At 58.7% G+C, this 22,231-nt stretch carries 20 protein-coding genes and 2 pseudogenes; 13 read left to right on the top strand and 9 right to left on the bottom strand.

What is annotated here, in order from left to right:
• Positions 1–52: 52 nt before the first annotated feature.
• Both OA90_RS29580 and OA90_RS28095 read left to right on the top strand, forming a co-directional pair.
• Positions 53–319: pseudogene (locus OA90_RS29580) on the top strand (transposase); the annotation flags it as partial.
• Positions 320–465: 146 nt separating this feature from the next.
• Positions 466–684: pseudogene (locus OA90_RS28095) on the top strand (integrase core domain-containing protein); the annotation flags it as partial.
• A 172-nt stretch (positions 685–856) separates the two neighbouring features.
• Here OA90_RS28095 and OA90_RS28635 read toward each other — a convergent pair.
• The 4 genes from OA90_RS28635 to OA90_RS18455 form a co-directional block, all read right to left on the bottom strand.
• Positions 857–1,144: a hypothetical protein gene (locus OA90_RS28635; protein ID WP_156510560.1), complete on the bottom strand. Its 288-nt coding sequence runs from the start codon at positions 1,142–1,144 to the stop codon at positions 857–859.
• Between the two features lie 129 nt (positions 1,145–1,273).
• Positions 1,274–1,603: a hypothetical protein gene (locus tag OA90_RS28630; RefSeq protein WP_156510559.1), complete on the bottom strand. Its 330-nt coding sequence runs from the start codon at positions 1,601–1,603 to the stop codon at positions 1,274–1,276.
• A 36-nt stretch (positions 1,604–1,639) separates the two neighbouring features.
• On the bottom strand, positions 1,640–2,935 hold the full coding sequence (locus tag OA90_RS18460; RefSeq protein WP_156510558.1) for a hypothetical protein: 1,296 nt from the start codon (positions 2,933–2,935) through the stop codon (positions 1,640–1,642).
• Positions 2,936–3,516: 581 nt separating this feature from the next.
• Positions 3,517–4,230 carry a GntR family transcriptional regulator gene (locus OA90_RS18455; RefSeq protein WP_068415371.1) on the bottom strand — a complete coding sequence of 238 codons (714 nt, stop codon included), beginning with the start codon at positions 4,228–4,230 and terminating at the stop codon, positions 3,517–3,519.
• Positions 4,231–4,363: 133 nt separating this feature from the next.
• Here OA90_RS18455 and OA90_RS18450 point away from each other — a divergent pair, with 133 nt between their 5' ends.
• The 7 genes from OA90_RS18450 (at position 4,364) to OA90_RS18420 (ending at position 12,327) form a co-directional block, all read left to right on the top strand.
• Positions 4,364–5,395 (top strand): TRAP transporter substrate-binding protein, encoded by a 1,032-nt coding sequence (locus tag OA90_RS18450; RefSeq protein WP_068415368.1) that lies wholly within the window; start codon positions 4,364–4,366, stop codon positions 5,393–5,395.
• Positions 5,396–5,508: 113 nt separating this feature from the next.
• Positions 5,509–7,584 (top strand): TRAP transporter large permease subunit, encoded by a 2,076-nt coding sequence (locus OA90_RS18445; RefSeq protein WP_068415366.1) that lies wholly within the window; start codon positions 5,509–5,511, stop codon positions 7,582–7,584.
• A gap of 10 nt (positions 7,585–7,594) precedes the next feature.
• The gene (locus tag OA90_RS29805; RefSeq protein ID WP_068415364.1) at positions 7,595–7,717 is read left to right on the top strand and encodes a dihydroxy-acid dehydratase; all 123 of its coding nucleotides are present in this window, start codon (positions 7,595–7,597) and stop codon (positions 7,715–7,717) included.
• A gap of 14 nt (positions 7,718–7,731) precedes the next feature.
• Positions 7,732–9,462 (top strand): L-arabinonate dehydratase, encoded by a 1,731-nt coding sequence (araD, locus tag OA90_RS18435; RefSeq protein ID WP_068415363.1) that lies wholly within the window; start codon positions 7,732–7,734, stop codon positions 9,460–9,462.
• Complete coding sequence (locus tag OA90_RS18430) at positions 9,462–10,667, top strand: mandelate racemase/muconate lactonizing enzyme family protein (protein WP_082837132.1); 1,206 nt, start codon at positions 9,462–9,464, stop codon at positions 10,665–10,667. The genes araD and OA90_RS18430 overlap by 1 nt, the downstream gene beginning before the upstream one ends.
• Positions 10,657–11,562, top strand: a complete 906-nt coding sequence (locus OA90_RS18425; RefSeq protein ID WP_068415362.1) for a dihydrodipicolinate synthase family protein — start codon at positions 10,657–10,659, stop codon at positions 11,560–11,562. Before OA90_RS18430 ends, OA90_RS18425 begins: the two co-directional genes overlap by 11 nt.
• A 39-nt stretch (positions 11,563–11,601) precedes the next feature.
• A complete protein-coding gene (locus OA90_RS18420; protein ID WP_068415357.1) occupies positions 11,602–12,327 on the top strand; it encodes a ribonuclease activity regulator RraA in 726 nt (241 codons plus the stop codon).
• A 146-nt stretch (positions 12,328–12,473) separates the two neighbouring features.
• Here the strand turns inward: OA90_RS18420 and OA90_RS18415 are convergent, their stop codons facing one another.
• Entirely contained in the window at positions 12,474–13,367 is an 894-nt protein-coding gene (locus tag OA90_RS18415; RefSeq protein WP_199823763.1) for a DMT family transporter, read from the bottom strand.
• A gap of 211 nt (positions 13,368–13,578) precedes the next feature.
• The gene (locus tag OA90_RS18410) at positions 13,579–16,293 is read right to left on the bottom strand and encodes a cation-transporting P-type ATPase (RefSeq protein WP_068415354.1); all 2,715 of its coding nucleotides are present in this window, start codon (positions 16,291–16,293) and stop codon (positions 13,579–13,581) included.
• Between the two features lie 236 nt (positions 16,294–16,529).
• Here OA90_RS18410 and OA90_RS18405 point away from each other — a divergent pair, with 236 nt between their 5' ends.
• Together OA90_RS18405 and OA90_RS18400 are read left to right on the top strand one after the other, a co-directional pair.
• Complete coding sequence (locus OA90_RS18405) at positions 16,530–17,372, top strand: universal stress protein (protein ID WP_068415351.1); 843 nt, start codon at positions 16,530–16,532, stop codon at positions 17,370–17,372.
• A 103-nt stretch (positions 17,373–17,475) separates the two neighbouring features.
• Positions 17,476–18,096: a flavodoxin family protein gene (locus OA90_RS18400; RefSeq protein ID WP_156510557.1), complete on the top strand. Its 621-nt coding sequence runs from the start codon at positions 17,476–17,478 to the stop codon at positions 18,094–18,096.
• Between the two features lie 21 nt (positions 18,097–18,117).
• Here OA90_RS18400 and OA90_RS18395 read toward each other — a convergent pair whose 3' ends face one another.
• A complete protein-coding gene (locus OA90_RS18395; RefSeq protein WP_068415346.1) occupies positions 18,118–18,306 on the bottom strand; it encodes a hypothetical protein in 189 nt (62 codons plus the stop codon).
• A gap of 276 nt (positions 18,307–18,582) precedes the next feature.
• Here OA90_RS18395 and OA90_RS18385 point away from each other — a divergent pair, with 276 nt between their 5' ends.
• Both OA90_RS18385 and OA90_RS18380 read left to right on the top strand, forming a co-directional pair.
• Positions 18,583–19,818, top strand: coding sequence for a cytochrome P450 (locus OA90_RS18385; protein ID WP_068415340.1), 1,236 nt, complete (start codon positions 18,583–18,585; stop codon positions 19,816–19,818).
• A gap of 89 nt (positions 19,819–19,907) precedes the next feature.
• The gene (locus OA90_RS18380) at positions 19,908–21,107 is read left to right on the top strand and encodes a glycerophosphodiester phosphodiesterase family protein (RefSeq protein ID WP_068415333.1); all 1,200 of its coding nucleotides are present in this window, start codon (positions 19,908–19,910) and stop codon (positions 21,105–21,107) included.
• Positions 21,108–21,223: 116 nt separating this feature from the next.
• Here the strand turns inward: OA90_RS18380 and OA90_RS18375 are convergent, their stop codons facing one another.
• Together OA90_RS18375 and OA90_RS18370 are read right to left on the bottom strand one after the other, a co-directional pair.
• Positions 21,224–21,829, bottom strand: coding sequence for a MerR family transcriptional regulator (locus OA90_RS18375; protein WP_199823762.1), 606 nt, complete (start codon positions 21,827–21,829; stop codon positions 21,224–21,226).
• Positions 21,830–21,839: 10 nt separating this feature from the next.
• A complete protein-coding gene (locus tag OA90_RS18370; protein ID WP_023003819.1) occupies positions 21,840–22,154 on the bottom strand; it encodes an integration host factor subunit alpha in 315 nt (104 codons plus the stop codon).
• Between the last annotated feature and the right edge of the window lie 77 nt (positions 22,155–22,231).

Here is a 22,231-nt window from a genome sequence, read left to right as displayed (position 1 = left end):
CCGCAATGTGTTCAGCCACGTTCCCTCCACCAAGGTGCGCGAGGTCACGCATATGCTGAAGGCCATCCATGCCCAGAACCGCAAGGCGGCCCAGGAAAAGGCTGACTCTGTTATCGCAGACCTGCGGGCGCGGCGACTGACACGGGCCGCCGACCTGATTGAAGAGAGCATCGGCGAAACGCTGACCTATTACGGCTTTCCGGACAGCCATTGGCGCAAGATCAGAACCAGCAATCCGCTGGAGCGGATCATGAAGGAGATCCGGCGACGAACTCGGGTCGTCGGGGCGTTCGCGGACGGCCAATCCTGCCTCAACCTGGCGCGGCCAGGCTCAGGCATATCGCGGCCGGAGAATGGTCCAGCCGCAAATACATGAACATGGCACCGCTCTACCAGGAGCAACACAAAACCCAAGGAGCCGTCGCCTGAAAACAAAGGTGCGAAAGATCTTTGACACTATCCGCGAGACATGTCCGCACAAGGCCCTACACTCCGCAGACCAACGGAAAGGCAGAGCGCTTCATCAAAACCCCTCAGGAGGAGTGGGCTTACGGAGTTCCGTACAAGACCTCAGACATGAGAAATGCCGCCCAGCCACGATGGCTCGATATCTACAATTGCCAACGACCGCACGGCGGCATTAACTTCAAGACACCGATCAGTCGCCTGAACCAAAATCGGTGAACAACCTCATTGGAAAGCACTACCAGGTCAACGACATAGGCTTTGTCCGCGAAGACGCACTGGCGTCGTGGCGCGCGCAACTACGGTTGGCGGATTGTATCCATTACTTGATAGTGTTTCAGCCGCTTCTCCGAAGATTTTCGAATTAAACCACCAAGAGTTTTTGCATTTGTCATTTAGAAGATCCCAATTTATTGAGACAAACTCCAACAATAGAAGCTCCGAACAAAATCAGCACAAACGCCGCCGTAGGCAGTATTAACTGCGAAAGAAGATCTACCCTCCGAGATGAAAGATATAGAAAATCAATATTTATCAAAATAATACCAGATAACAACAAAGCAAATCCGGCAGCGACGGCTGAATAACCGGCCTTTCTTTCAGTCGCCGGGAAGAACTGAAACATGCTTGGCAAAATCATTGAAAACCAGACAATTGAAACGAGAAATGAACCATACAAGGCACCCTGCCAAGCAAATAGTGTATTAGCAAGAAAACTTCTACCTTCAAACCAGTCATAAAAGTCTAAATAAAAAGCACCACTGCTTATTGCAGAAATAAAAACTTTATTTTCCGGGAACTTAATTTCCTATACATGAGCAAGGAAACGAATATAATCACTCTGAATTATGTAATAATCTATTGGAATGAATAAAACATACGCAGCGACTGCGGCATTCAATTGAGAATTTAAATAAATAGATATTTTTCTTGCATTATGTATTCTTGGAAGTTTTCCAGCAAACTTCAATACACAACAAATAATTACCCCCAAGACAATCCCAACAGAACCTAAATATAGTATAGAAATTAACACCAACAAAGACGCAAGAAACCTAAGCAATATGCCCTCCTGCCATGCAGTTTCTTCACACTCATTGAAAAATGCCATGGCTTGAGACCTTGTCAGCAAATCCATGGCCTATCTGTTTACTACAGTTGGCTGCACCTGCTCTCAGCAACGGATGCCAAGGCATTCTCCCGTTTCTTCGATCAAAACTGTTGAATGTCCGCGACTACCTGCGGGCATCGGCACACCACTTCGTAAAACAAACTTCACGGAATGTCCGCCATTCAATCCGGCGGGAAACCGCACGATGGGCTTGTCAATTGAATAAGCACCATCACTTAACCTGCTCAGTGCACCACTTTTCATCAGTTGAACCAATCCTGCCTGCTGCGGCAACACTTCATACACCTCTGCCTTTCCGTTGGTCACGATATCTTCCGGCATTAGCCTTTCGATCCCGTCCGGATAGTTTCGGCGCAGATCAATTTCCAAAGCGGAAGAGGTTTGCGACTCTACAATTTCCGCAAGGCCCTTATCAGTCATCCGAAAGCGCTTGTCGCCCTTTTGTATGATGATACCGCCGCTGGCCTTTTGCGATGCTGCGGGTTTATCGCTACGACCTGAGGGAAGCTGCAGTCGACTAAGTTTGTAACCAACAATCATGCTGGCCTCGCGGCCAAGATCGGCGGTCAACAACGCCCGCGCCTTGATCCACTTCGAGGTATTTTCCTTATAGGCAACCGGAAAATGGCAATTTGACAATGATGTTAGATCCACTAGCTCTGCCGGCAGCCCGATAACGCCCATGCCATTTTGGCTTCTCCCAACAAAACGCTCGACACGTTCGGTCGCGCCGGTGACGCGTAAAACCATCGCATCATATACGCTGGCCACGATGTAGACCGGTTCCTTGCCTTCCTCGATCTCAAGCTCCGCGAAGGTTGTTTCGTTTTCAGGGCCGGCAACCGCAACAGTGGAGAGAGCAGTCCCTTCGTAGGCACCCACAAAAACCGGAGAGGCTTCCGGTGAGGGTTTAGGCAGCTTGCAAACCTCGTTTCGGTCAGATCGAGACTCTGGCGTGACAGATGGCCCTTCTTTGGTGAGGCGATCAATTGTTTTGATGATGTCGTCGACGACGACCACGTCGTCCGCATTGGCATCGAACACCATGAACGCCGTCCCCTTAAGCCTGCCACGTCCACCAAGCTTTTGCAGATCCGCGACCGCTTCAGCACCCCTTTTCCTGATCTCGGCAGCCGACAGCGTTCCGTCGTTGTCAGTATCAACCTTGATCACTGTTGTTTCAAAGCGTGATCGCTGTTCCCCTGAAAGAACCGCGCGGACACGGTCGATTTCCTCGCTCGACATTTCACCGTTTCCGTCCAGATCGTTCCTCAGGATCGATGTCGTTATGCTTGTTCGTATTTCAGCTTTGAACCTGAGATCAATTGTCTCGGCCATTGTTCGAGTCAGTTCACCTGTCGGAGACATTTTGAACAGTTGGGAGACGAATTGTTCCTTCGCCTTATCAGCGTCGCGATTCACAGTTTTTCGGAGCATATCTTCCGTAGTCGGGGGCGATTTGGACATTGCCGGAGACGTTGCAATCAATAATGCACAAAGGGCCGCTTAGCTGCGATACATAAAAACTCCCACTAACTTAAAGTTGCAATTTCCTAGCGAGATTTCGTTACGAATTTGATAAACAAAGGTTGCAATTTGAGTGCTGTGTGGCAGCTGTCGATTTGGCGCTGAGACCGTCGCGAGCCCGGTCTGTTTGGATGTCCGGCTGGATAGTTTGCAAGGGTGTAAGCCGCCAGTCCCCTATCAGCCCCACCCCGGTCATTCTTCACGCCGGAGACCATGCCCCCCACCCTACTTCCCAGCGCAGTGCAGAAGTTGACACTTTAAATCGGCGTGGGCGGCGGACCGATTCAGGTCGGCCTGCAGATCTCTGCGGATTTTCCGATGGAAACTTGCATTAATTGGACAGTCTGCGGAGCGCCGGGTAAATTGCGCCCGCCTCGATCCAGTGCCCCTGCTCACTGAAATTCATCGTCAGTGAAATAGTCCGGGAAATCCCCCCGCAGTTTCTCGACCCGGCTGATCGTTCCGGACAGATGCTCGTTCATTGCCGCCGCCGCACGTTGTGCATCCCCTGCTTCGAGCCCTTCGATCACCTTGGCGTGTTGCCGCAGAATTGTTTCCATCTTTCCCTTCACCGGAAGTTCCAGCCGCTGACAGCGTGCAAGGTGCCCCATCTTGCGGCGCACCATCTCGTTGATCCGGCTCATGCCGGCACCTTCGAAAAGTGTCTCGTGGAACGACCGGTCAAGCTCGTTGAAGAGATCCATTTTGTCCATCTCCCCTTCCAGGGTCGACTGCATTCGCAAGATGGTTCGGGCGCGTTCGATGGTCTCGCTCTTTTGTGCATCGGCGAGCCGCCGGACCACCTCACATTCGACGGCCACGCGCAGAAACTGGGTTTCGTAAAGCTGCTTGACGTCGATCTGCGAGACCAGGGTTCGGGACTGGGGGATGATCAACACCAGCCCGTCCTCTTCCAGCGCCTGGAGCGCCTCCCGGACGGGGGCCTGGCTGACCCCATAATTCTCAGCAATTTCATTACGGCTCAGGGACGCGCCCGGCGGCAGGTCGAAGTTGAGTATGCGCTCACGCAGTTGCCGGTAAACCCGGTCCGGCGCACCGCCGGTCTTGGATCCCCCAGACCGTGTTTTCGTCAAACCCTGCTGCATGTTTCTTCCGTTCAAGTGAAAGGGTGAAAATATGCCGTTGCCAATAATAGTCAACTAATATATTAGTCTTATCTTCGCTCTGATCGAGCAGAAAGAAGACAGTCTGCACGGAGCGAACTTTGGGAGGAGTTCTATGAAAATCAATATCCTGGGCAAATCGCTTGCCGTCGCTGCGGCTTTGGGAATGAGCGTCGCTGCTTCCCACGCGGCAGATCGCGTTCTGAAGATCCAGACGTCAGCCAATGCCAGTCACGCATCTCTGGGCTACCTGAACGAAGAATGGGTACCAAAGCTGGAACAGATGACCGGTGGTTCGCTGTCCGTCGAACTGCTGCCGGTTGATGCCGTCGTGCCGCGCCGTGAAACGGCCGAGGCCATTGCCGTCGGCATTCTTGATGGCGACCTGACGTCGATCAACTATTTCGCCGGCATCGATCCGGCCTTCGCACTCATGGGAGACCTGATCGCAGGCTATGACAGCGCCGACCAGATCCAGGCCTTCTGTGCCCAGGGCGGTGGCAAGGAAATGCTGCAAAAACTCTATGACGAGCACTTTCCGGGCGTTCACGTTATCGGCTGTGGCGCCTATGCGCGCGAAGCATTCGTGTCCAAGGTTCCGGTACGCGGCATCGCCGATCTCAAGGGCCTGAAAATTCGCTCGCCGGAAGGACTGGCCGCGGACGTATTCAAGCGCGCCGGCGCAGCCCCTGTCTCGATGTCGGGTTCTGAAACATACGGAGCCCTGGAAAAAGGCGTCATTGATGCCGCCGACAACTCGGCCTATGCCAACAATGATGCGAACGGCATGCACAAGATCGCGAGATACCCGATTTTCCCGGGCATCCACTCGACTCCGATCCTGCAGTTCACCATCAGTCAATCGGTATACGACGAGTTGAGCGAGCAGGAACGGGTCGCGCTCGAGACCTGGTATCTTGCCGCCTATAACGGGCTGCGCCAGTATTTCGACCGGCTCGATCGCCAACTGGTGGCGCGTGACAAGGCGGAAGGCGAAATCGAGGTTATCGATTGGCCGCAGTCCGAGCGCGATGCGCTGCGCGAGATTGCACAGGAAGCGTGGAACGATTTCGCAGCGGGTTCCGACCTCGCTCAGGAGGTCTTTGACGCGCACGTTGCTTTCATGAAGCAAGCCGGCCTTCTCTAAGGCTCTCAAACACCACTTGACGCACCCCGGGCCCGGCCCGGGGTGACACACCTCCTCGTGCTTGCCATGGGCGGGGAAGGTCCGGATATTATCCGGTAAGGGAGAGGAAAGAGATGGGCGACCAATACGACAAGGCGCTGGAAGCAACGGAAGTCGAGATCGCGGCACAGGATCCGGAGCATCACGAAACGGATACGCCGCGCAGCCAATATGGCCCGGTCGAACATGTCAGTCACGTCACCGGTATCGCGGTTTCGACGTTTTACCTGATCGCGGCTCTTGCAACGCTCTTTGAAGTCTTTTCCCGGTACGTTCTGAACGCGCCGACCTTCTGGGCATTTGAGACCGTCATGGTCACCGTCGCCGCCGCATGGATGTTGTCGGCGGGCTATGTGACCCTGAAAAAGCGCCACATCGCGATCACGGTCATCCACAACATCGCCAGCCCGGCACAGCGCTGGTGGCTTGAATTGTTCGCCATGATCATCGGCGTCATTGCCCTTTACATGCTTCTGACCGACGCATCGATCCGCGCTTACGACAGCGTTGGGCGCATCGAGAAATCGGGCTCTGCTTTCAACTCCCCGCTCCCGATGATGATGAAATCGCTGATGGTGATCGGCGCCTTCATGTATCTCGCGCAGCTCATGGTGAACCTGCATCGCCACCTGACCTCTGCCTGGGCCAGATGGCTGGTCAAGATCGTTGCCGTCTATTTCGTTGCCTATTTCGCCTCTGCCTTCCTGAGCCACGCTCTCGACATTCAGCTGTTTGCCCATTTCTCGGATTACATGTCCGACATCGGCAAGGCGCTGGATCCGTCGAAAGCCCTGCAACTGCGCAGTATGGACCTGGGCACTATCTCCATCATCATGGTGGTGCTGCTCATCGCACTTATGATGACGGGCATGCCGCTCGGCATCGTGACGCTGATCGTTTCGGTGATCATGGCTGTCGGCTTTTTCGGGCCCCGAGGCTTGTTCCTCGTCAGTTCCAACGCCGTAGGCCTCCTGGAACACTACTCGCTGGTCGCGGTGCCTTTTTTCGTGCTGATGGCCTCCATCCTGGAGCGCGCGGGCATTGCGGAAGACCTGTTCGATGCCATGTCCATCTTCGCCGGCAACATGCGCGGCGGCGTCGCGGTCCAGACCACGGTCGTGGCGGTCATTCTGGCGGCAATGTCGGGTGTCATGGGCGGCGAGATCGTCATGCTCGGTCTTGTGGCCCTCCCCCAGATGTTCAGGCTCGGTTATGACCGCAAGCTTTCCATCGGCCTGATCTGCGCCGCCGGAGCGCTGGCCACGCTGATCCCGCCGTCAATCATCACCATTGTTTATGGCGTCTCGGCGGAAGTCGGCATCGGGGACCTGTTCATGGCAGGCGCGATCCCGGGTATCATGCTGGCGACCTTCTATGCCGGTTATGTGTTGATCCGGGTGAACCTGAATACGTCCCTGGCCCCGACCGCCGCCGAAGTGGCCGAGGTGACAGGAACCCATCAGAAACTGTCACGCGAACGCCTGACCGCCGTCATCCTGTGCGTCATCCTGATCATGATGGTGATGGGGTCGATCTACGGCGGTATTGCCAGTGTGACGGAATCCGCTGCCGTCGGCTGTATCGGAGCCCTGTTCATTGCCGCCGTCCGCAACCGCTTCAACTGGTCCGTCATCTCCGCCTCGCTTCTGGGCACCATGACGACTGTCGGCACGATCATCTGGCTCATTCTGGGCGCGGTCAGCTTCGTCGGAATTTTCAACCTGGTCGGCGGTGGCGACTTCATCCGCTCACTGTTCCTCAACCTCGGGCTCAGCGCCATGGGCACCATCGTGGTGATGATGCTGATCCTGATGGTGCTCGGCACGTTCATGGAGTGGATCGCCATCGTGCTGATCACTGTTCCGGTCTTTGCGCCGGTCGTGATGACCCTGGCTCCGGAACTGGGCCTGACTGAAGATCAGGCGAAAATCTGGTTCGGCATCCTCTTTGTGATGAACATCCAGATCTACTTCCTGTCGCCCCCCTTCGGTCCCGCATGCTTCTGGCTGAAGTCGGTGGCCCCCAAGGATGTCACCTTGCAGGAAATCTTCATTGCCGTTCTGCCGTTCATCGCCCTGCAAGTCACAGGTCTGGTACTGGTGATGATGTTCCCGCAGATCGCGCTGTTCCTGCCCGAACTCTTGAACTGAGGAGACTGCCATGATCGGTCGCGATTCCCATGACGACATCAACGGCTATGGCATCTGGCCCTGGGTTCTGGGCCTGGTGCTGGCAGGAGTGATCATATTCCTGATGTTCACCCTTGCCCAACCCATTTCCTGATCGAGATCCGACGCATGAAGAAACGCCCTGAAGACCTTCGATCCGCACGCTGGTTCGCGCCCGACGACCTGCGCTCCATGGGTCACCGATCGCGCGCCATGCAGATGGGACTTGACGGTGAAGACTGGGAAGGCAAACCGGTCATCGCGATCGTCAACACGTGGTCGGACCTGTCTCCCTGTCACCACCATTTGCGCGACCGGGCGGAGTTCGTGAAAAAAGGCGTGTATCAGGCCGGCGGCATGCCGGCTGAAATGCCGGTGCATTCCTTTTCCGAGCAGTTCCTGAAACCGACGTCCATGCTCTATCGCAACATGGGCGCGATGGAAGTCGAGGAAACAATCCGTTCGCACCCGATCGACGGTGTCGTTCTCATGGGTGGGTGCGACAAGTCCACTCCCGCCCTGATCATGGGCGCATTGTCGATGGGCATTCCCTTCATTTTCATGCCTGCAGGCGCGATGCTCAGGGGAAACTATGCCGGGCAGAAACTGGGCTCCGGCACGGATGTCTGGAAATACTGGGACGAACGGCGCGCGGGCAACATCGGCAAGGAAGAATGGGATGGTGTCCAGGGCGGCATCGCCCGCAGCTACGGCACATGCATGACCATGGGCACCGCCAGCACCATGATGTCGATTGCCGAAGGCTTCGGGCTGACCTTGCCGGGTGCTTCGTCGATCCCCGCACCGGATGCGGGACACAAACGCATGGCGGCAGCCTGCGGCCGGCGTATCGTGGAGATGGTGTGGGAAGACCTGACGCCAGACAAGGTCGTGACCCTGGCGGCTGCCGCCAACGCCACGACGATAGCAATGGCCACCGGTTGCTCGACCAATGCCATTATCCACCTTGTCGCAATGGCGAAACGCGCCGGGATCGACTGGGGGCTGGACGATCTGGACCGGATCGGTCACCAGGTGCCGGTGCTGGCCAACATCCGGCCGTCAGGCAGCGAATACCTGATGGAAGATTTCTACTACGCCGGCGGGTTGCCGGCCCTGATGAAGGAACTTGGCGACAAGCTGGACCTTTCGGTCCTGACGGTAAACGGCAAGACCGTTGGCGAGAACATTGCACCTGCGGTGAATTACAACGAGGACGTCATCCGTCCGCTCTCCAACCCGGTCTATCACGAGGGCTCTCTGGCCGTTCTTCGCGGCAATCTGGCTCCTGACGGAGCCGTCATAAAACCCGCCGCCTGCGATCCGAAATTTCACAAGCATTCCGGCCCGGCGATCGTCGCCGACAGCTACCCGGAACTGAAAAAGATCATTGCCGATCCCGATTACCCGATGACGCCGGATCACGTGCTGGTTCTGCGCAATGCCGGCCCCCAGGGCGGCCCGGGAATGCCGGAGTGGGGAATGATACCGATGCCGCAGGCGCTTCTCAAGGATGGCCACCGGGACATGGTGCGGCTCAGCGATGCCCGCATGTCAGGCACGTCTTTCGGCGCCTGTGTGCTGCATGTCGCCCCGGAGTCCTTCATTGGCGGACCGCTGGCATTGATCGAGACCGGCGACATCATCGAACTCGATGTCCCCAACCGGGTTCTGCGTGTCGACATATCCGATGAAGAGTTCGCCAGGCGCCGGCAAAACTGGACCCCGCCGGAACCGCACTACGAACGCGGCTACGGGCACATGTTCTCCAGACATATCGAGCAGGCCGACAAGGGTTGCGACTTCGATTTCCTGCGCACCGACTTCGGCAAACCCGTACCGGAGCCGGACATCTACTGATGAGCCTCGACCTTTCCCTTCGCCGCATTCCGGCACGTCCGCCCATGGCAGGGCTGCCGAAGGGGCCAGCCTCTCAGGATGCAATCACCGGCAGCCGGGTCATGCATGTGACCTTGCCGCTGGACAAACCCATCTCCGACGCAAAGGTGCTGACCGGCCGGCAAACCCCACTGGCCGCGCACGAACTTCTGTTTGTCGAGATTGTCAGCGAGGCCGGGCACCGCGGCCTTGGCTTCAGCTACACGCTGCGGGCCGGCGGCTCGGCTCTTTACGGTATCGGTTGCGAACTGGCGCCTATCCTTCAGGGGCAGGATCCGAACGACATCGGGCGCCTCTGGGAGCGGCTGGCCTGGCAATCCATTTCGCTGGGGCGCGGGGGCGCTGCCTATCAGGCGATCTGCGCCTTCGATGTCGCGCTTTGGGACATGAAGGCGCGCCGCGCGGACCTGCCGCTCGCCAAGCTCCTTGGCGCCCATCGGGATTCCTGCAGGATCTACAATTCTTCCGGCCAGTTTCTCCAGGCCTCCGTGGCCGATATGAAAACGGCGGCGGAGACCTCGATGCAAAAGGGTATTGGCGGGATCAAGATGAAGGTGGGCCAACCAGATGGGCAGGAAGATCTGAAACGCATCGATGCTTTGCGGACCCACCTGCCCGACGCAATTGCCCTGATGATCGACGCCAACCAGCAATGGGACCGTGCCTACGCATTGCAATTCGGACGCATCGTGGACGATATCGGGCTGGCCTTCATCGAGGAGCCGCTCGACGCCTGGGACTTTGAGGGCCATGCGGACCTGGCCCGCGCACTCGCGACGCCGGTCGCGACGGGCGAGATGCTGACCTCTCCGCAGGAGCATTTTCGTCTTATCGGCCTTGGCGGCTGCGACATCAGTCAGGCGGATGCGCCGCGCATCGGCGGCATCACCCCCTTCCTGAAGGTCATGGCAATGGCAGAGGCCAGCCAGGTCCAGCTCGCGCCGCATATGGTCATGGAGTTGCATCTCCACCTTGCCGCGGCCTTCCCGACGGAGCCCTGGGTCGAGCACTTCGAGTTCTATGACCCTCTCTTCAACGAACACAATGAAATCCGTGACGGACGCATGCATGTCTCGGACCGTCCCGGCCTGGGTCTCAGCTTGTCCGGCCGGGCACTTGACCTGATCGTGGCCTCACAAAAATTCGGAGACTTCCATGACGCATGATCTGAGCCGCGCCCTAACCGGCGTCTCCGGCATCCTCGTCACGCCATTCGGAGCCGATGGCGAAATCGCACCCGCCCTGCAAGCCTCGGTGGTCGATCGTGCAATCGCCGCAGGCTTGCATGTTCTAACCGCCAACGGCAACACAGGCGAATTCTACGGGCTGACCACGGATGAGGCTGTCGCGATGGTGCGGGCCGCCGCCGGCCATATCGCCAAACGCGTACCGCTGGTGGCCGGTGTCGGCCGGGGGGTTCGCGACGCCTGCCGTCTGGCAGAGGCATCCGCCGCCGCTGGCGCGGATGCCTTGATGATCCATCAGCCGCCCGACCCGTTCGTCGCCCCGCGCGGCATCGGTGATTATATCCGCGCGGTCCAGGAGGCCGGTGACGGTCTGCCTCTCATCTTGTATCTGCGCAATGACGCCATCGGCACCACCGCCATCGCCGACATCTGCAAGATACCCGGTGTGATCGGCGTCAAATGGGCGACACCCAACCCGATGAAGCTGAAGGCCGCGATCGAGGCTGCGCCGGACCACATCATCTGGACAGGAGGGCTGGCAGAGGTCTGGGCTCCGGTCTTCTATGCCGTTGGAGCCAGAGGGTTCACCTCCGGACTGATCAACGTCTGGCCCGAGCGCTCGGTGGCGATCAACACCGCTCTGGAAAGGGGTGACTACGCAGTTGCCCGGCAACTTATCGCCGAAATGCAGGTCTTTGAAGACATCCGTGCCGAGGAACAGGGTGGCGCCAACGTTCCCGGTGTCAAGGCGGCTCTCGCGTTGATGGGGGAGGATTGCGGTCATGCCCGCCCGCCCGCCGCCTGGCCATTGAACCCGGATCAGATGACCCGCCTGACCAATTTCATGCGAACCCACAATCTGATCAACGCCTGAAACCGGGGCGGATTTGCCGCCAATCCCTGAGAGAGATCCATGACCGCCACACCTCCAAATCCAACTACCCTCGAAAAACTCCGCAACGTCTCGGTCGCAACACTTGCCACAGCGCTGTACAAACGCGGATTGCGCCACCAGGTGATCCAGGACGTTCGGCCCGTCAAGGCCAAGGGCCGCAACATGGTCGGCCCGGCCTTTACCCTGCGCTACATGCCCGCACGCGAGGACCGCAACCAACTCGTCGAGTTCCGCAACCCCGAACACCCGCAACGGCACGCGATCGAAACCTGCCCGCCAGGGCATGTGCTGGTCATGGACAGCCGCCGCAATGCGGATGCGGCAAGCGCCGGCGACATTCTTATCACCCGACTGATGGTTCGCGGTGGCGCTGGTATCGTGACCGATGGCGGTTTCCGGGATGCGATGAATATCGGTGAACTGGACATGCCGGCCTACCACTCCCGCCCCTCAAGCCCGACCAATCTGACGATCAACGAAGCCATCGATATCAATGTCCCGATCGGCTGCGGCGATGCGCCCGTCTTCCCCGGCGACATTGTTGTGGGCGACGATGACAGCGTCATCATCATCCCGGCGCATCTGGCTGACGAAGTTGCCGATGAAGCAACCGAAATGACGGCTTACGAGGATTTCGCCATGGAGCAGGTCCGCGCCGGCGAAACGATCATCGGCCTCTACCCGGCAACCAGAGAAGAGAACCTCGTCAAGTTCACTGCCTGGCGGGCCCAAAACGACAGATGAGAGGGCAATGCCCCCTTCGCGCGTAGCTTGCCGTCTCCCATAAGTCGCCTGCGGTGACTTTGCCCGTGCAGACGCCTCGATATCAACCGGACGCGGCTGACGGTTTTATCGATGCGGCAGTTCGGTGGAGTTTCGCTGTTCCCGCTTCACCGTGCAGCGCGGCGCTCCGCCATTACGGCACGATAGTTCGAGAACAGGATGATGCCGCCGCCCAGGAACACCCAGAGGTCTATTGCCTCCCCGTAGGCGTAGTATCCGACGACCGCAGCGAGCGGCACACGCAGGAAGTCGATGGGCATGACCACGGAGGCCTCCAACCTCTTCAACGCCTGCGCCTGACAGAAATGGGCGCTGAGCGCGCCGATGCCGGCCACGAGCATCCAGGGCACGTCCGTGAGGTGCACTTCGTTCCATGCGGTCAGGGCCGCGACGAAACCCAGCGGCAGCTGGATGAGGATCATCCACACCACGATCACCCCGGGCGAGCAATATCCGGTCAGGCGTTTGACGAAGATCAGCGACAGGCCGTAGCCAGCGGCGGCGATCAGGACAAGGCCGGCGGCAGGATCGACCATGCCGACGCCAGGACGCACGATGACCAGCACCCCGATGAACCCGCCGATGGTGGCAAGGATGCGCGGTCTGGTCAGGCGTTCCTTCAGCAAGATCCAGGCGAAGAACGCTACCCAGATCGGCATCGTGAATTCCAGCGCGAAAACGGAAGCCAGGGGCAGCATGACCACGCCGATGGTCCAGAAATACTGTGCGGCGAAATGGATGACGTTGCGCAGGACGTGCAGCCGCATCATGGTCATCTGCCGAACTTCCGGCAGCAGGGATCTGCCCACGGCCAGGATCACGAAAAGACCGACCAGCGCGCGGAAGAACAGCACCTGATTGATGGAAAGCGTGGCCGCCAGTTCGCGCGAGCCGACCGACATTCCGATGAAGGACACCATGCTGAACGCCATCCACATCAGCCCAAGGCCGAATTCGGGCCTTGTCAGGATTTGGGTGGGCAATACGCCGTTCGTCTTCACGTGTTCGGATCCTCGTCTGGACAAGGGGTATGGAACGCCAGCGGCTCCAGATCAACAGACTTTCAGAGCAAATCGTTGAAGGCCGCGGACAGCCCCGGATCGTCGCGGCAGTTCGGCGAGGCCTGCATGTCCGATGGCTTGTCACGCCGCGCTGTCTCCGACGGACAGGTCCCGTCTTCAGCATGACTGTTCCGGTCCGGTGATGCGGGTGTCACCGGTGATTGCGGTTCCGGTCAGGCGATTGGCCCGGACGGAACAGCATCAGGAACGCCTGACCGATCAACAGCGGCAGAAAGCTCAGGGAGACAGCGAGAAGCATTGCTTCCGAACCTGGCCAGTGAAGACCCAGAACATCGCCAAGGGTCGGATGCCCCATCGCAAGGCCCAGGAGACCGAGGCAGAGTGCAAGGGCTGCCCAGACATACGGGTTGCGGCTGATTTCATTGCGAACAACTGCCAGGGAGGGCCGCCGGACATTGAAAACATTCCATAGCTGGGCAAGGGCAAGGGTCAGAAAAGCGACGACCACCGCGGTGTCGGTTCCAAGGTCAAGATAAAAAAGCGCCAACACGAAGGCCGAGAGGGTGGCAAGGGTGATCGCCCCGCCAAGCAGCCCGATCAGGAACCATCTCTTCCTGTCTATGATCGGTTCGTCCGGATCGCGCGGAGGCTCCGACATGATTGCCTCGTCTCCCCGGCCAAGCCCCAGCGCGAAAGCGGGGAAGACATCGGTGACGAGATTCAGAAACAGGATCTGCAAGGGCAAAAGCGGAGCCGGCAGGCCAACGCCGACGGCAATCCCGACAATCAGGATCTCGCTGACATTGCAGGACATCAGGTAGACCACGAAATTGCGGATGTTTTCGAAGATCGTTCGCCCCTGGCGCATGGCCGCGATGATCGTCGCGAAGGCATCGTCCTTCAGAACGATGTCGGACGCTTCGCGCGCCACCTGTGTGCCGCGCAAGCCCATGGCAATGCCGATATCCGCCTTTTTCAGGGCCGGCGCGTCATTGACGCCGTCGCCCGTCATGGCGACCACGTGGCCCTGTTCCTGAAAAAGCGACACCAGCTTGAGTTTGGTATCGGGCGCCACCCGCGCGAATACATCCGTCTGAAGCACGTTCTCACGCGTCGTCTCATCAGCGGATGAGGGGTCGATGCCGGCGAGATCCCGGCCCGTCAGCACCTTGAGCGGCTCCGTGCCGAGGCCTGCCTCCTGAGCGATCTTGGCGGCTGTGTCCGCATGATCTCCCGTCATCATGACGACGCGCACGCCGGCGTTCTGGCTTGCCTCTATGGCGGCGGGAATATCCTCGCGCAGGGGATCGAGAAAGCAGACCAGCGCGACCAGTGTCAGTTCCTCATACGGATCTTCGGTTTCCGTTGCCGCCGTCTTCATGGCCAGAGCCAGAACACGCAGTCCCCTGCTCGCCGCCAGTGCGCTGCGCGCGCGCCATTCGGCCAGGTCCTGCTCGCTCATCTCACGCGGGCCGCCGTCCACGAGAACCGAGCGCGATACGTCGAGCACATATTCGGGGGCGCCCTTCACCGCGTAGAGGCTGTCATCGTCGCGTGTGAAGACCGTCGCCATCATTTTGCGAAGCGGATCGAAAGCATACTGCCTGACCTCCCGGAAATCCGCTGCAAGGGACGTCCTGGTCAGGTCAGCCCTGGCGGCAACGGCAAGCAATGCGATTTCCATGGGGTCGCCGATGCGGGCGCTGCCGTCCTCAAGATCCGGCTCGGCCGTGTTGCACAGGACGCCAACCTTCAGTGCCCAGTTCAGGCTCTCCGAACCAGCAGGGACCTCGCAGTTGTCCGACATGCGGAAAGCAACATCTTCCCCGTCGCGCGATACCTCGACGTCCGTGCCGCCGAGGAGATAGCTGACCACCGACATCCGGTTCTCCGTCAGAGTGCCGGTCTTGTCGGTAAGGATCAGGGTGGTCGCTCCGAGGGTTTCCACCGAGGACAATTGAGTGACAATCGCATTGCGGGCCGCCATCCGCCACATGCCACGCGCCAGACAGAGCGTGGCGACGACCGGAAGTCCCTCCGGAATTGCCGCCACGGCCAGTGCCACACCGGTCTTGACCATCTCGGCAATGGAGTTGCCCCACAAGATGCCGGCAAGGCTGGTCAACGCCGCCAAACCCAGCGTCAGCCAGACAAGCTTCTGACCCAGTTTGTCGAGACGTTGTTCCAGGGGCGAGGCGTCGGAGTCCGCCTCCTCGGCAAGCGCGCTGATATGACCGAGCTGCGTCTCCATTCCGGTGGCGACGACAATCCCCTCCCCGAGCCCCTGGGTGACCGCAGTTCCGCTGAACGCCATGTTCGTCCGGTCCGCGACACCGGCACCGGGGGCGATGCTGGCGGTCTGTTTCGCAACGGGCGCGGATTCACCAGTGAGCAGGGATTCATCGCACAACAGGTTCGATGCGGTCACGAGCCGCAGATCCGCTGTGACCACGTCACCGGCTTCCAGAACCACAACATCCCCCGGCACCAGCTCGTGAGCGTCTATGTCGCGCACCCGCCCGTCCCGGCGCACGCGCGTGCGGACTTCGGTTATGCGCATGAGAGCTTCCATCGACCGCGCGGCACGCAGTTCGGTGAAAAATCCTATGGCCCCATTCAGCAGCAGGACGATGACGATTGCGACCGAGTCCGCGACATCCCCCAAAACGAATGACAAGACCGCCGCCGCCGCGAGCATCCATACGATTATGCCGGTGAACTGATGCGCCAGGATGAGAAGCGTGCTGCGGGTCTTGTGCTCGCGGAGCCGGTTGGGACCATGAACACCACGACGGCGAACGGCTTCGGCCTCCGCCAGCCCCTGCCCCGGCCGGGTGGCAAATTTCTCGGCAATCTCCCCGCTCTCGAGGGCAAAGGCATTCGTCACGGTTCCGGTCGTTTCCATTGTTCCTCGGATCACACTTTCCTGTTTCTTTCGGCCGGGCCGATCCCGCGAGAGGGTGCGCTGAATGCCGTCGTCCGGCAGCGCCGCTCAGCGGAACCGTGCACAGTCAAACAGTCTGTCATTCCTGTCGGCAGAAAGTGGTATTCTATCCCTGCTTGCCGCCGATACATCCTATCGGTGATAATCGCTTTTCCGACAGGCGTTCGATGCGCCTTCCACCTGCAAGGAAACCGGCCATGTCCATCAAAACAATCCTTGCGATCATGGAATTCAAGACGGCTCTGGAGAGTATCGGCCTGGCCACCGCCGTGGCGCGCGCGCATGATGCTCATCTGACCGTCCTCAACATCGGTGAAGTGCCGCATCTTCCCTTTTACGGCTACGGAGGGCACGGCTACGTGAAAATCTGGTCCGAGGAGTGCGACCAGCGCAAGGCGGACCTTGCCGAAGTCAACCTGCGGATGGACCAGTTGCTCGCACGGGAAAGTCTTTCCTACGATCTTCGTCCCTGTCTCTCCTCCCCGGAGCGGGAGGACAATCTGGTAGCGCGTCATGCGATCTACTGCGATCTGGCGATTGTTCTGCGCTCCGCCGAACAGGAGCTGGAGAGTATTGAGAAAAACGCGATTGATGGCGCCCTGTTCGATTCCGGCAGACCGGTTCTCTACATTCCAAAAGCTCCGGAATTGGACATATTCGGCCAACGGATCGCGATCGCCTGGAACGCCCAACGGGAAGCCGCCCGTGCCGTGACCGATGCCTTGCCTTTTCTGAAAAAGGCGGCTCAGATCGATCTCCTTGTCGTCGATCCGGTCATCGGCAATGAGGAACACGGTCAGGACCCGGGCAGCGACATGGCCCTGATCCTCTCCCGCCATGGCCTGAAGCCCCACGTACGGGTCGTTGCGTCCGAAGGAAGACCTGTCTCTCAGGCCCTGCTTGAAAAGGCAGGCGAGATCAAGAGCGACATGATTGTCATGGGGGCTTACGGACATTCGAGGCTCCGCCAGAACATCTTGGGGGGGACCACATCGGAAATGCTTGAAAACAGTGGTGTTCCCATACTGCTGTCGCGCTGACCCACCAGCTCTCCCGCACCTGTTGACTTTCGCCCGGCAAGAACAAAAAACAGGCGCGACAACCTCATACCAGACCCTCGCGGGCGCCAATTGACACCGGTCAATGAGCGCGAAGATAAAACGCATTTTGATGAGGTTCACTTCAAATGGACGGGAACACCGGCCTCCGGCATCGGGCGTGCCTTACTGCTGTTGGTGCCTCCCGGTGAGTGGCGTTGGGATGTTGGCAATGAGCAGAATTCTGACCGTTTTCTATTCCAGGACCGGACATACCCATTCGGTCGCAGAAGTGATCTCCGGCACCCTGGGTGCAGATCTGGAAGAACTGGAGGAACGCCGGCGTCGGAATTATCTGATTGCCGGTTTGGGGGCGTTGTTCAAACGCGAGACCCAGCTGAAGCCGGTCCATACCACTCCAGAAAATTACGATCTCGTCATTGTGGGCACACCGGTTTGGGCCAGCAGTCTCCCGCCAGCGGTACGGACTTACATACACGAACACGCCGAAGGATTCGAAAGGATCGCTTTCTTCTGCACCGAAGGCAATGTCGGAGGACAGGACGTCTTCAAACAAATGGAAGATCTGTGCGGCAAATCACCAGTAGCGACACTCGAAATAACCGAAGGCGATATTAAGTCGGGCAAGCACAAGGAAAAAACCGCAAGCTTCGTCGAAGCGCTCAAGCCTGCCCTGGCACCCAAGGGTACGGCCCCGCAAAATTAGGCTTTCAGGACACCGATAGTCTCAAGCGGCCTCGCGTTTCGCCCGTTCGATCCTGCCGATGAAATCCGACAACCAGGCGATTTCCTTCAGGTAGACATCCATGCTGAGCGAGGCGAGTTCCATCAGCAGGGCCTGCGGGTTCGGATTGTCGAATCCGGCTTCCCGCAAGAAGCTCTGATATTCTTCCCTGAAAGCCTTTGGAACACGCATAACGGCCTCACGCACCTGATTTATTTCTCCGGACTGGCGCGGGACATGACCGCAGCAAGTTAACAAACTGTTAAGAAATTCAATCTCACACAGTTATCGTCAATTCTGTCCTTTCCTCGCAATCCCCAGGCGTTGTCCGCAGGCACAGGGAAAAGCACGATGACCAGCAAAAACAGATCACAATCCGTTCTTTTCGCTTGCACTTGGGCAATCAAATCTTCGACGCTGCCAAGAATCACAATTCTACCCGATCGCCGTTCACTCCAAGAGTCCTGCATGCCGCCGTCCACAGACCTTTGCTTTGCCCCCCTGTCAGCCGAATTCGCACAGGATCCCTACCCTTTTTACGCGGCCCTCCGCGCTACGGAGGGCCTGACCTACTATGAGGAGTTCGACATCTGGCTGGCGTCGCGCTTTTCGGATGTCTCCCGAATAGTGCTTGACGACGACATGGTTCGTACCCTCGACCATGTCGCCGCGCCTGAGGAAATCGCCGCGCAGAAACGGGCACAAAACTGGCACGACATGCCGCATCATTCCCGCTTCGTGCAATTTTCGCTGCTCGACAGCGACGGCGCCGTGCATGACCGGCTGCGCAAGCAGGTGTTCAAGCTGTTCACGCCGGTGATGGTGGGAAAGCTGAGAGACGACATTCAGACATATGTCGATACGCTGTTCGACAGGCTGGGTGACCGCGACGGGATCGACTTCATCGGCGATCTTGCCGCCCATGTGCCCGGCCACATCATCGGCCGCGTTCTGGGGGTGCCCGACGAGGATTGCCCGCAGTTGCGCGTCTGGTCGGAAAACATCGTGCAGTTCTTCGATATCGACCGTTCGGATGAGCGCAAGGAGCTCGCCGAACGCAACACCACTGAATTCTATGACTATCTGCTGAAGCTCAAGGCAAAACGGGAAACCAACCCCGAAGACGACCTGATGAGCCTGATGATCGAGGCCGAGCGGCAGGGCCATATAAACCACGACGAATTCATCTCCACCGCCATGCTGATCCTGATGGCGGGACACGGGTCGACGATCGACGTCCTTGGCAGCGGGATGCATGCACTGTTGAAATTCCCGGATGAAATGCAACGCCTGCGCGCCGATCCGAGCCTCATGAAAACGGCTGTCCAGGAGATGTTCCGCTACGAATCTCCCCTGCCCTTTTTTCACCGCTACACAACCAGGGATGTTGAAATCGGAGGACGGGTGTTTCCGCGCGGCACCAAGTTCGGTGTTCTCTACGGGTCCGCGAACCGCGATCCGGAGCAGTTTCCCGATGCGGACAGGTTCGACGCCGGGCGCACGCCCAACTGGCATATCGCCTTCGGCCGCGGCGCGCATTTCTGCCTCGGCAATCATCTGGCCCGGCTGGACATGGACATCATCTTTTCAACTCTGCTCAAGAGGTTCCGGGACATTGAACTGGCGGAAGACATCGTCACGTACAAGCGCGGACTGTCCGTTCGCGGACCCGAGACGCTGCGGATCGGCTGGACGGCAGCCTGACACCTTCTTGCCCCTCGCCACCGCTTCGCTATATTCAGTTACACATCGAGTTTCGCCGTTACCCGCCCTCTCAAATTACCGGACATAAGATGCGTTCTGCCCTTGCCGTTCTGTCAGTGATCGGACTGACCCTTGCCTCGCCCGCGCATTCCGGCGAAATCGAACTCGGTCCCCGCCCGGCCTATCTGGTCGGCCAGATGGCGGATAGCCCGTTGAAGTACAAGCTTGCCGCCTGCATCGGCCAGCCGACGAAACGGACCCTGTTTTCCATCAGCCATCGCGGCGCGCCCCTGCAGTTTCCCGAGCACACGGAGGAAGGCTACCGCGCCGCAGGGCTCATGGGCGCAGGTATCCTGGAGTGCGACGTTACGTTCACGAAGGACAAGGAACTGGTCTGCCGCCATTCACAGAACGATCTACAGACAACCACAGACATATTGGCTACCGACCTGGCGGCGACATGCGAGGAGCCCTTCACGCCCGCGCAGGGTGACACTCCGGCGGCTGCTGAGTGCCGGACTTCCGACCTGACGCTTGCGCAGTTCAGGTCCCTGCGCGGCAAAATGGACGCAGCCGACAAGACCGCGCTCAGCGTAGAGGACTACCTGAAGGCCAATGTCCCCTGGCGGACCGCACTGTATGCCGGCACTGGAACCCTGCTTACCCACAAGGAGTCCATCCGGCTCTTCAAGGATCTGGGGGTAAAGTTCACCCCGGAGCTGAAGACCCCGGTTGTCGACATGCCCTTTGACGGTTTCACCCGCGAGGCCTATGCGCAAAAGATGATCGACGACTACAAGGACGCCGGCATTCCACCGGAAGATGTCTACCCGCAGTCGTTCGACCTTGAAGATGTGCGCTACTGGATCCGCAACGCGCCGGAGTTCGGCCGGCAGGCAGTCTTTCTCGACGGGCGGCGCGGGCTTGATCCAATGGATCCAGGTTCGTTCTCACCCTCCATGTCCGAGTTGAAGGAGATGGGGGTGAATTTCATCGCGCCGCCGCTCTTTGTCCTGCTTGCGCTGGAAGACGGCAAGATCGTGCCGTCCGCCTACGCAAAGGCTGCCAGGGACGCAGGTCTGGATATCATCACCTGGACCCTGGAGCGCTCCGGCCCCCTGGCGTCAGGAGGCGGCTGGTATTACCAGAGCGTGAGCCCGGCCATCGATGGCGACGGACGCATGCTGGAAGTGCTCGACGTTCTGGCGCGGGATGTCGGCGTGAAAGGGGTCTTTTCGGACTGGCCGGCGACGACCAGCTTCTACGCGTCCTGCATGGGACTGGAGTAATATCAAGGCGCGATGATTTTGGTGCCGGGAATAATACGGCAACCCCGAGTGAACTCGGGCAGCCTGATACAGGTTGGCAAATGAAACCACAGAAGATTGTTTAGTCAGTCAGGCTCTCAGCGAGCCTGATCCAGCGTGCGCTTGCATTCCAGAAGTTCGAACAAGGTGGACTGCAGCCGGCGGATATCCTCTTTCGCAACCGAGGGCTGCGCCGCCGAGGCGCTTGCCGCTGACTTGTCGCCGCGAAGTCTGCCGAGAATGTTGAGGCCTCCGGAGGAAGAATGGCTGCCCGCATCCGGAACGGTTTCGGCCAGAACGCCGCTGGGCAGCTTGTCCTGATGTCCGTTCGTTGTGGATTGGGATGCCACCCGGGTCTGACCGCCGTTTGCATGGTCCACGGTCTCCGGCGCGGCGGGAGCAGCCGACTGCAGCGGTGACGCGTCCTCACGCCATATCTGCATGACAAATCTCGGGCCTTGCTCCTTCAGGATACGCTGCACCCCTTTGATGGTGTAGCCTTCTCCATAGAGCAGATGCCGAATTCCCTTCAAAAGCTCGACATCGTCCGGACGGTAATAGCGCCGCCCTCCGCCGCGTTTCAGCGGTTTGATGTGAGAGAACCGGGTTTCCCAGAACCGCAGCACGTGTTGCGGCAGGTCAAGGTCGTCAGCGACCTCGCTGATGGTTCTAAAGGCGTCCGGGCTTTTATCCAGTGAACTCATCCGGTCTTGTTTATTTGCTGGCCTGTCCTGTGAGCGCATCATTGATCCGCTGCTTCAAAACATTCGATGGTTTGAACACCATCACGCGGCGCGGTGAAATCGGAACTTCTTCTCCGGTCTTCGGATTGCGGCCGATACGCTCCCCCTTGGAGCGAACCACAAATGAACCGAAGCTCGACAATTTTACCGATTCTCCCGTCACAAGACAGTCAGAAATTTCAGAAAGTACACGTTCGACCAATTCGGATGATTCAGTACGTGACAGACCCACTTTTTGATAAACGGCCTCACACAGATCCGCACGGGTAATAGTCCGGTTGCCCATAACCCCTCCTCAACGACGCCAGTGATCTGGCTGATTTTGCAAGAGAACTCGACGCAATACGGTACGGTACGGCCTCA

Origin of the sequence: Labrenzia sp. OB1, from assembly GCF_001624695.1 — a bacterium.
Taxonomy (GTDB): domain Bacteria; phylum Pseudomonadota; class Alphaproteobacteria; order Rhizobiales; family Stappiaceae; genus Roseibium.
Note: the sequence above shows the minus strand (reverse complement) of the source record. Positions and strands in the feature narration are given on the sequence as shown.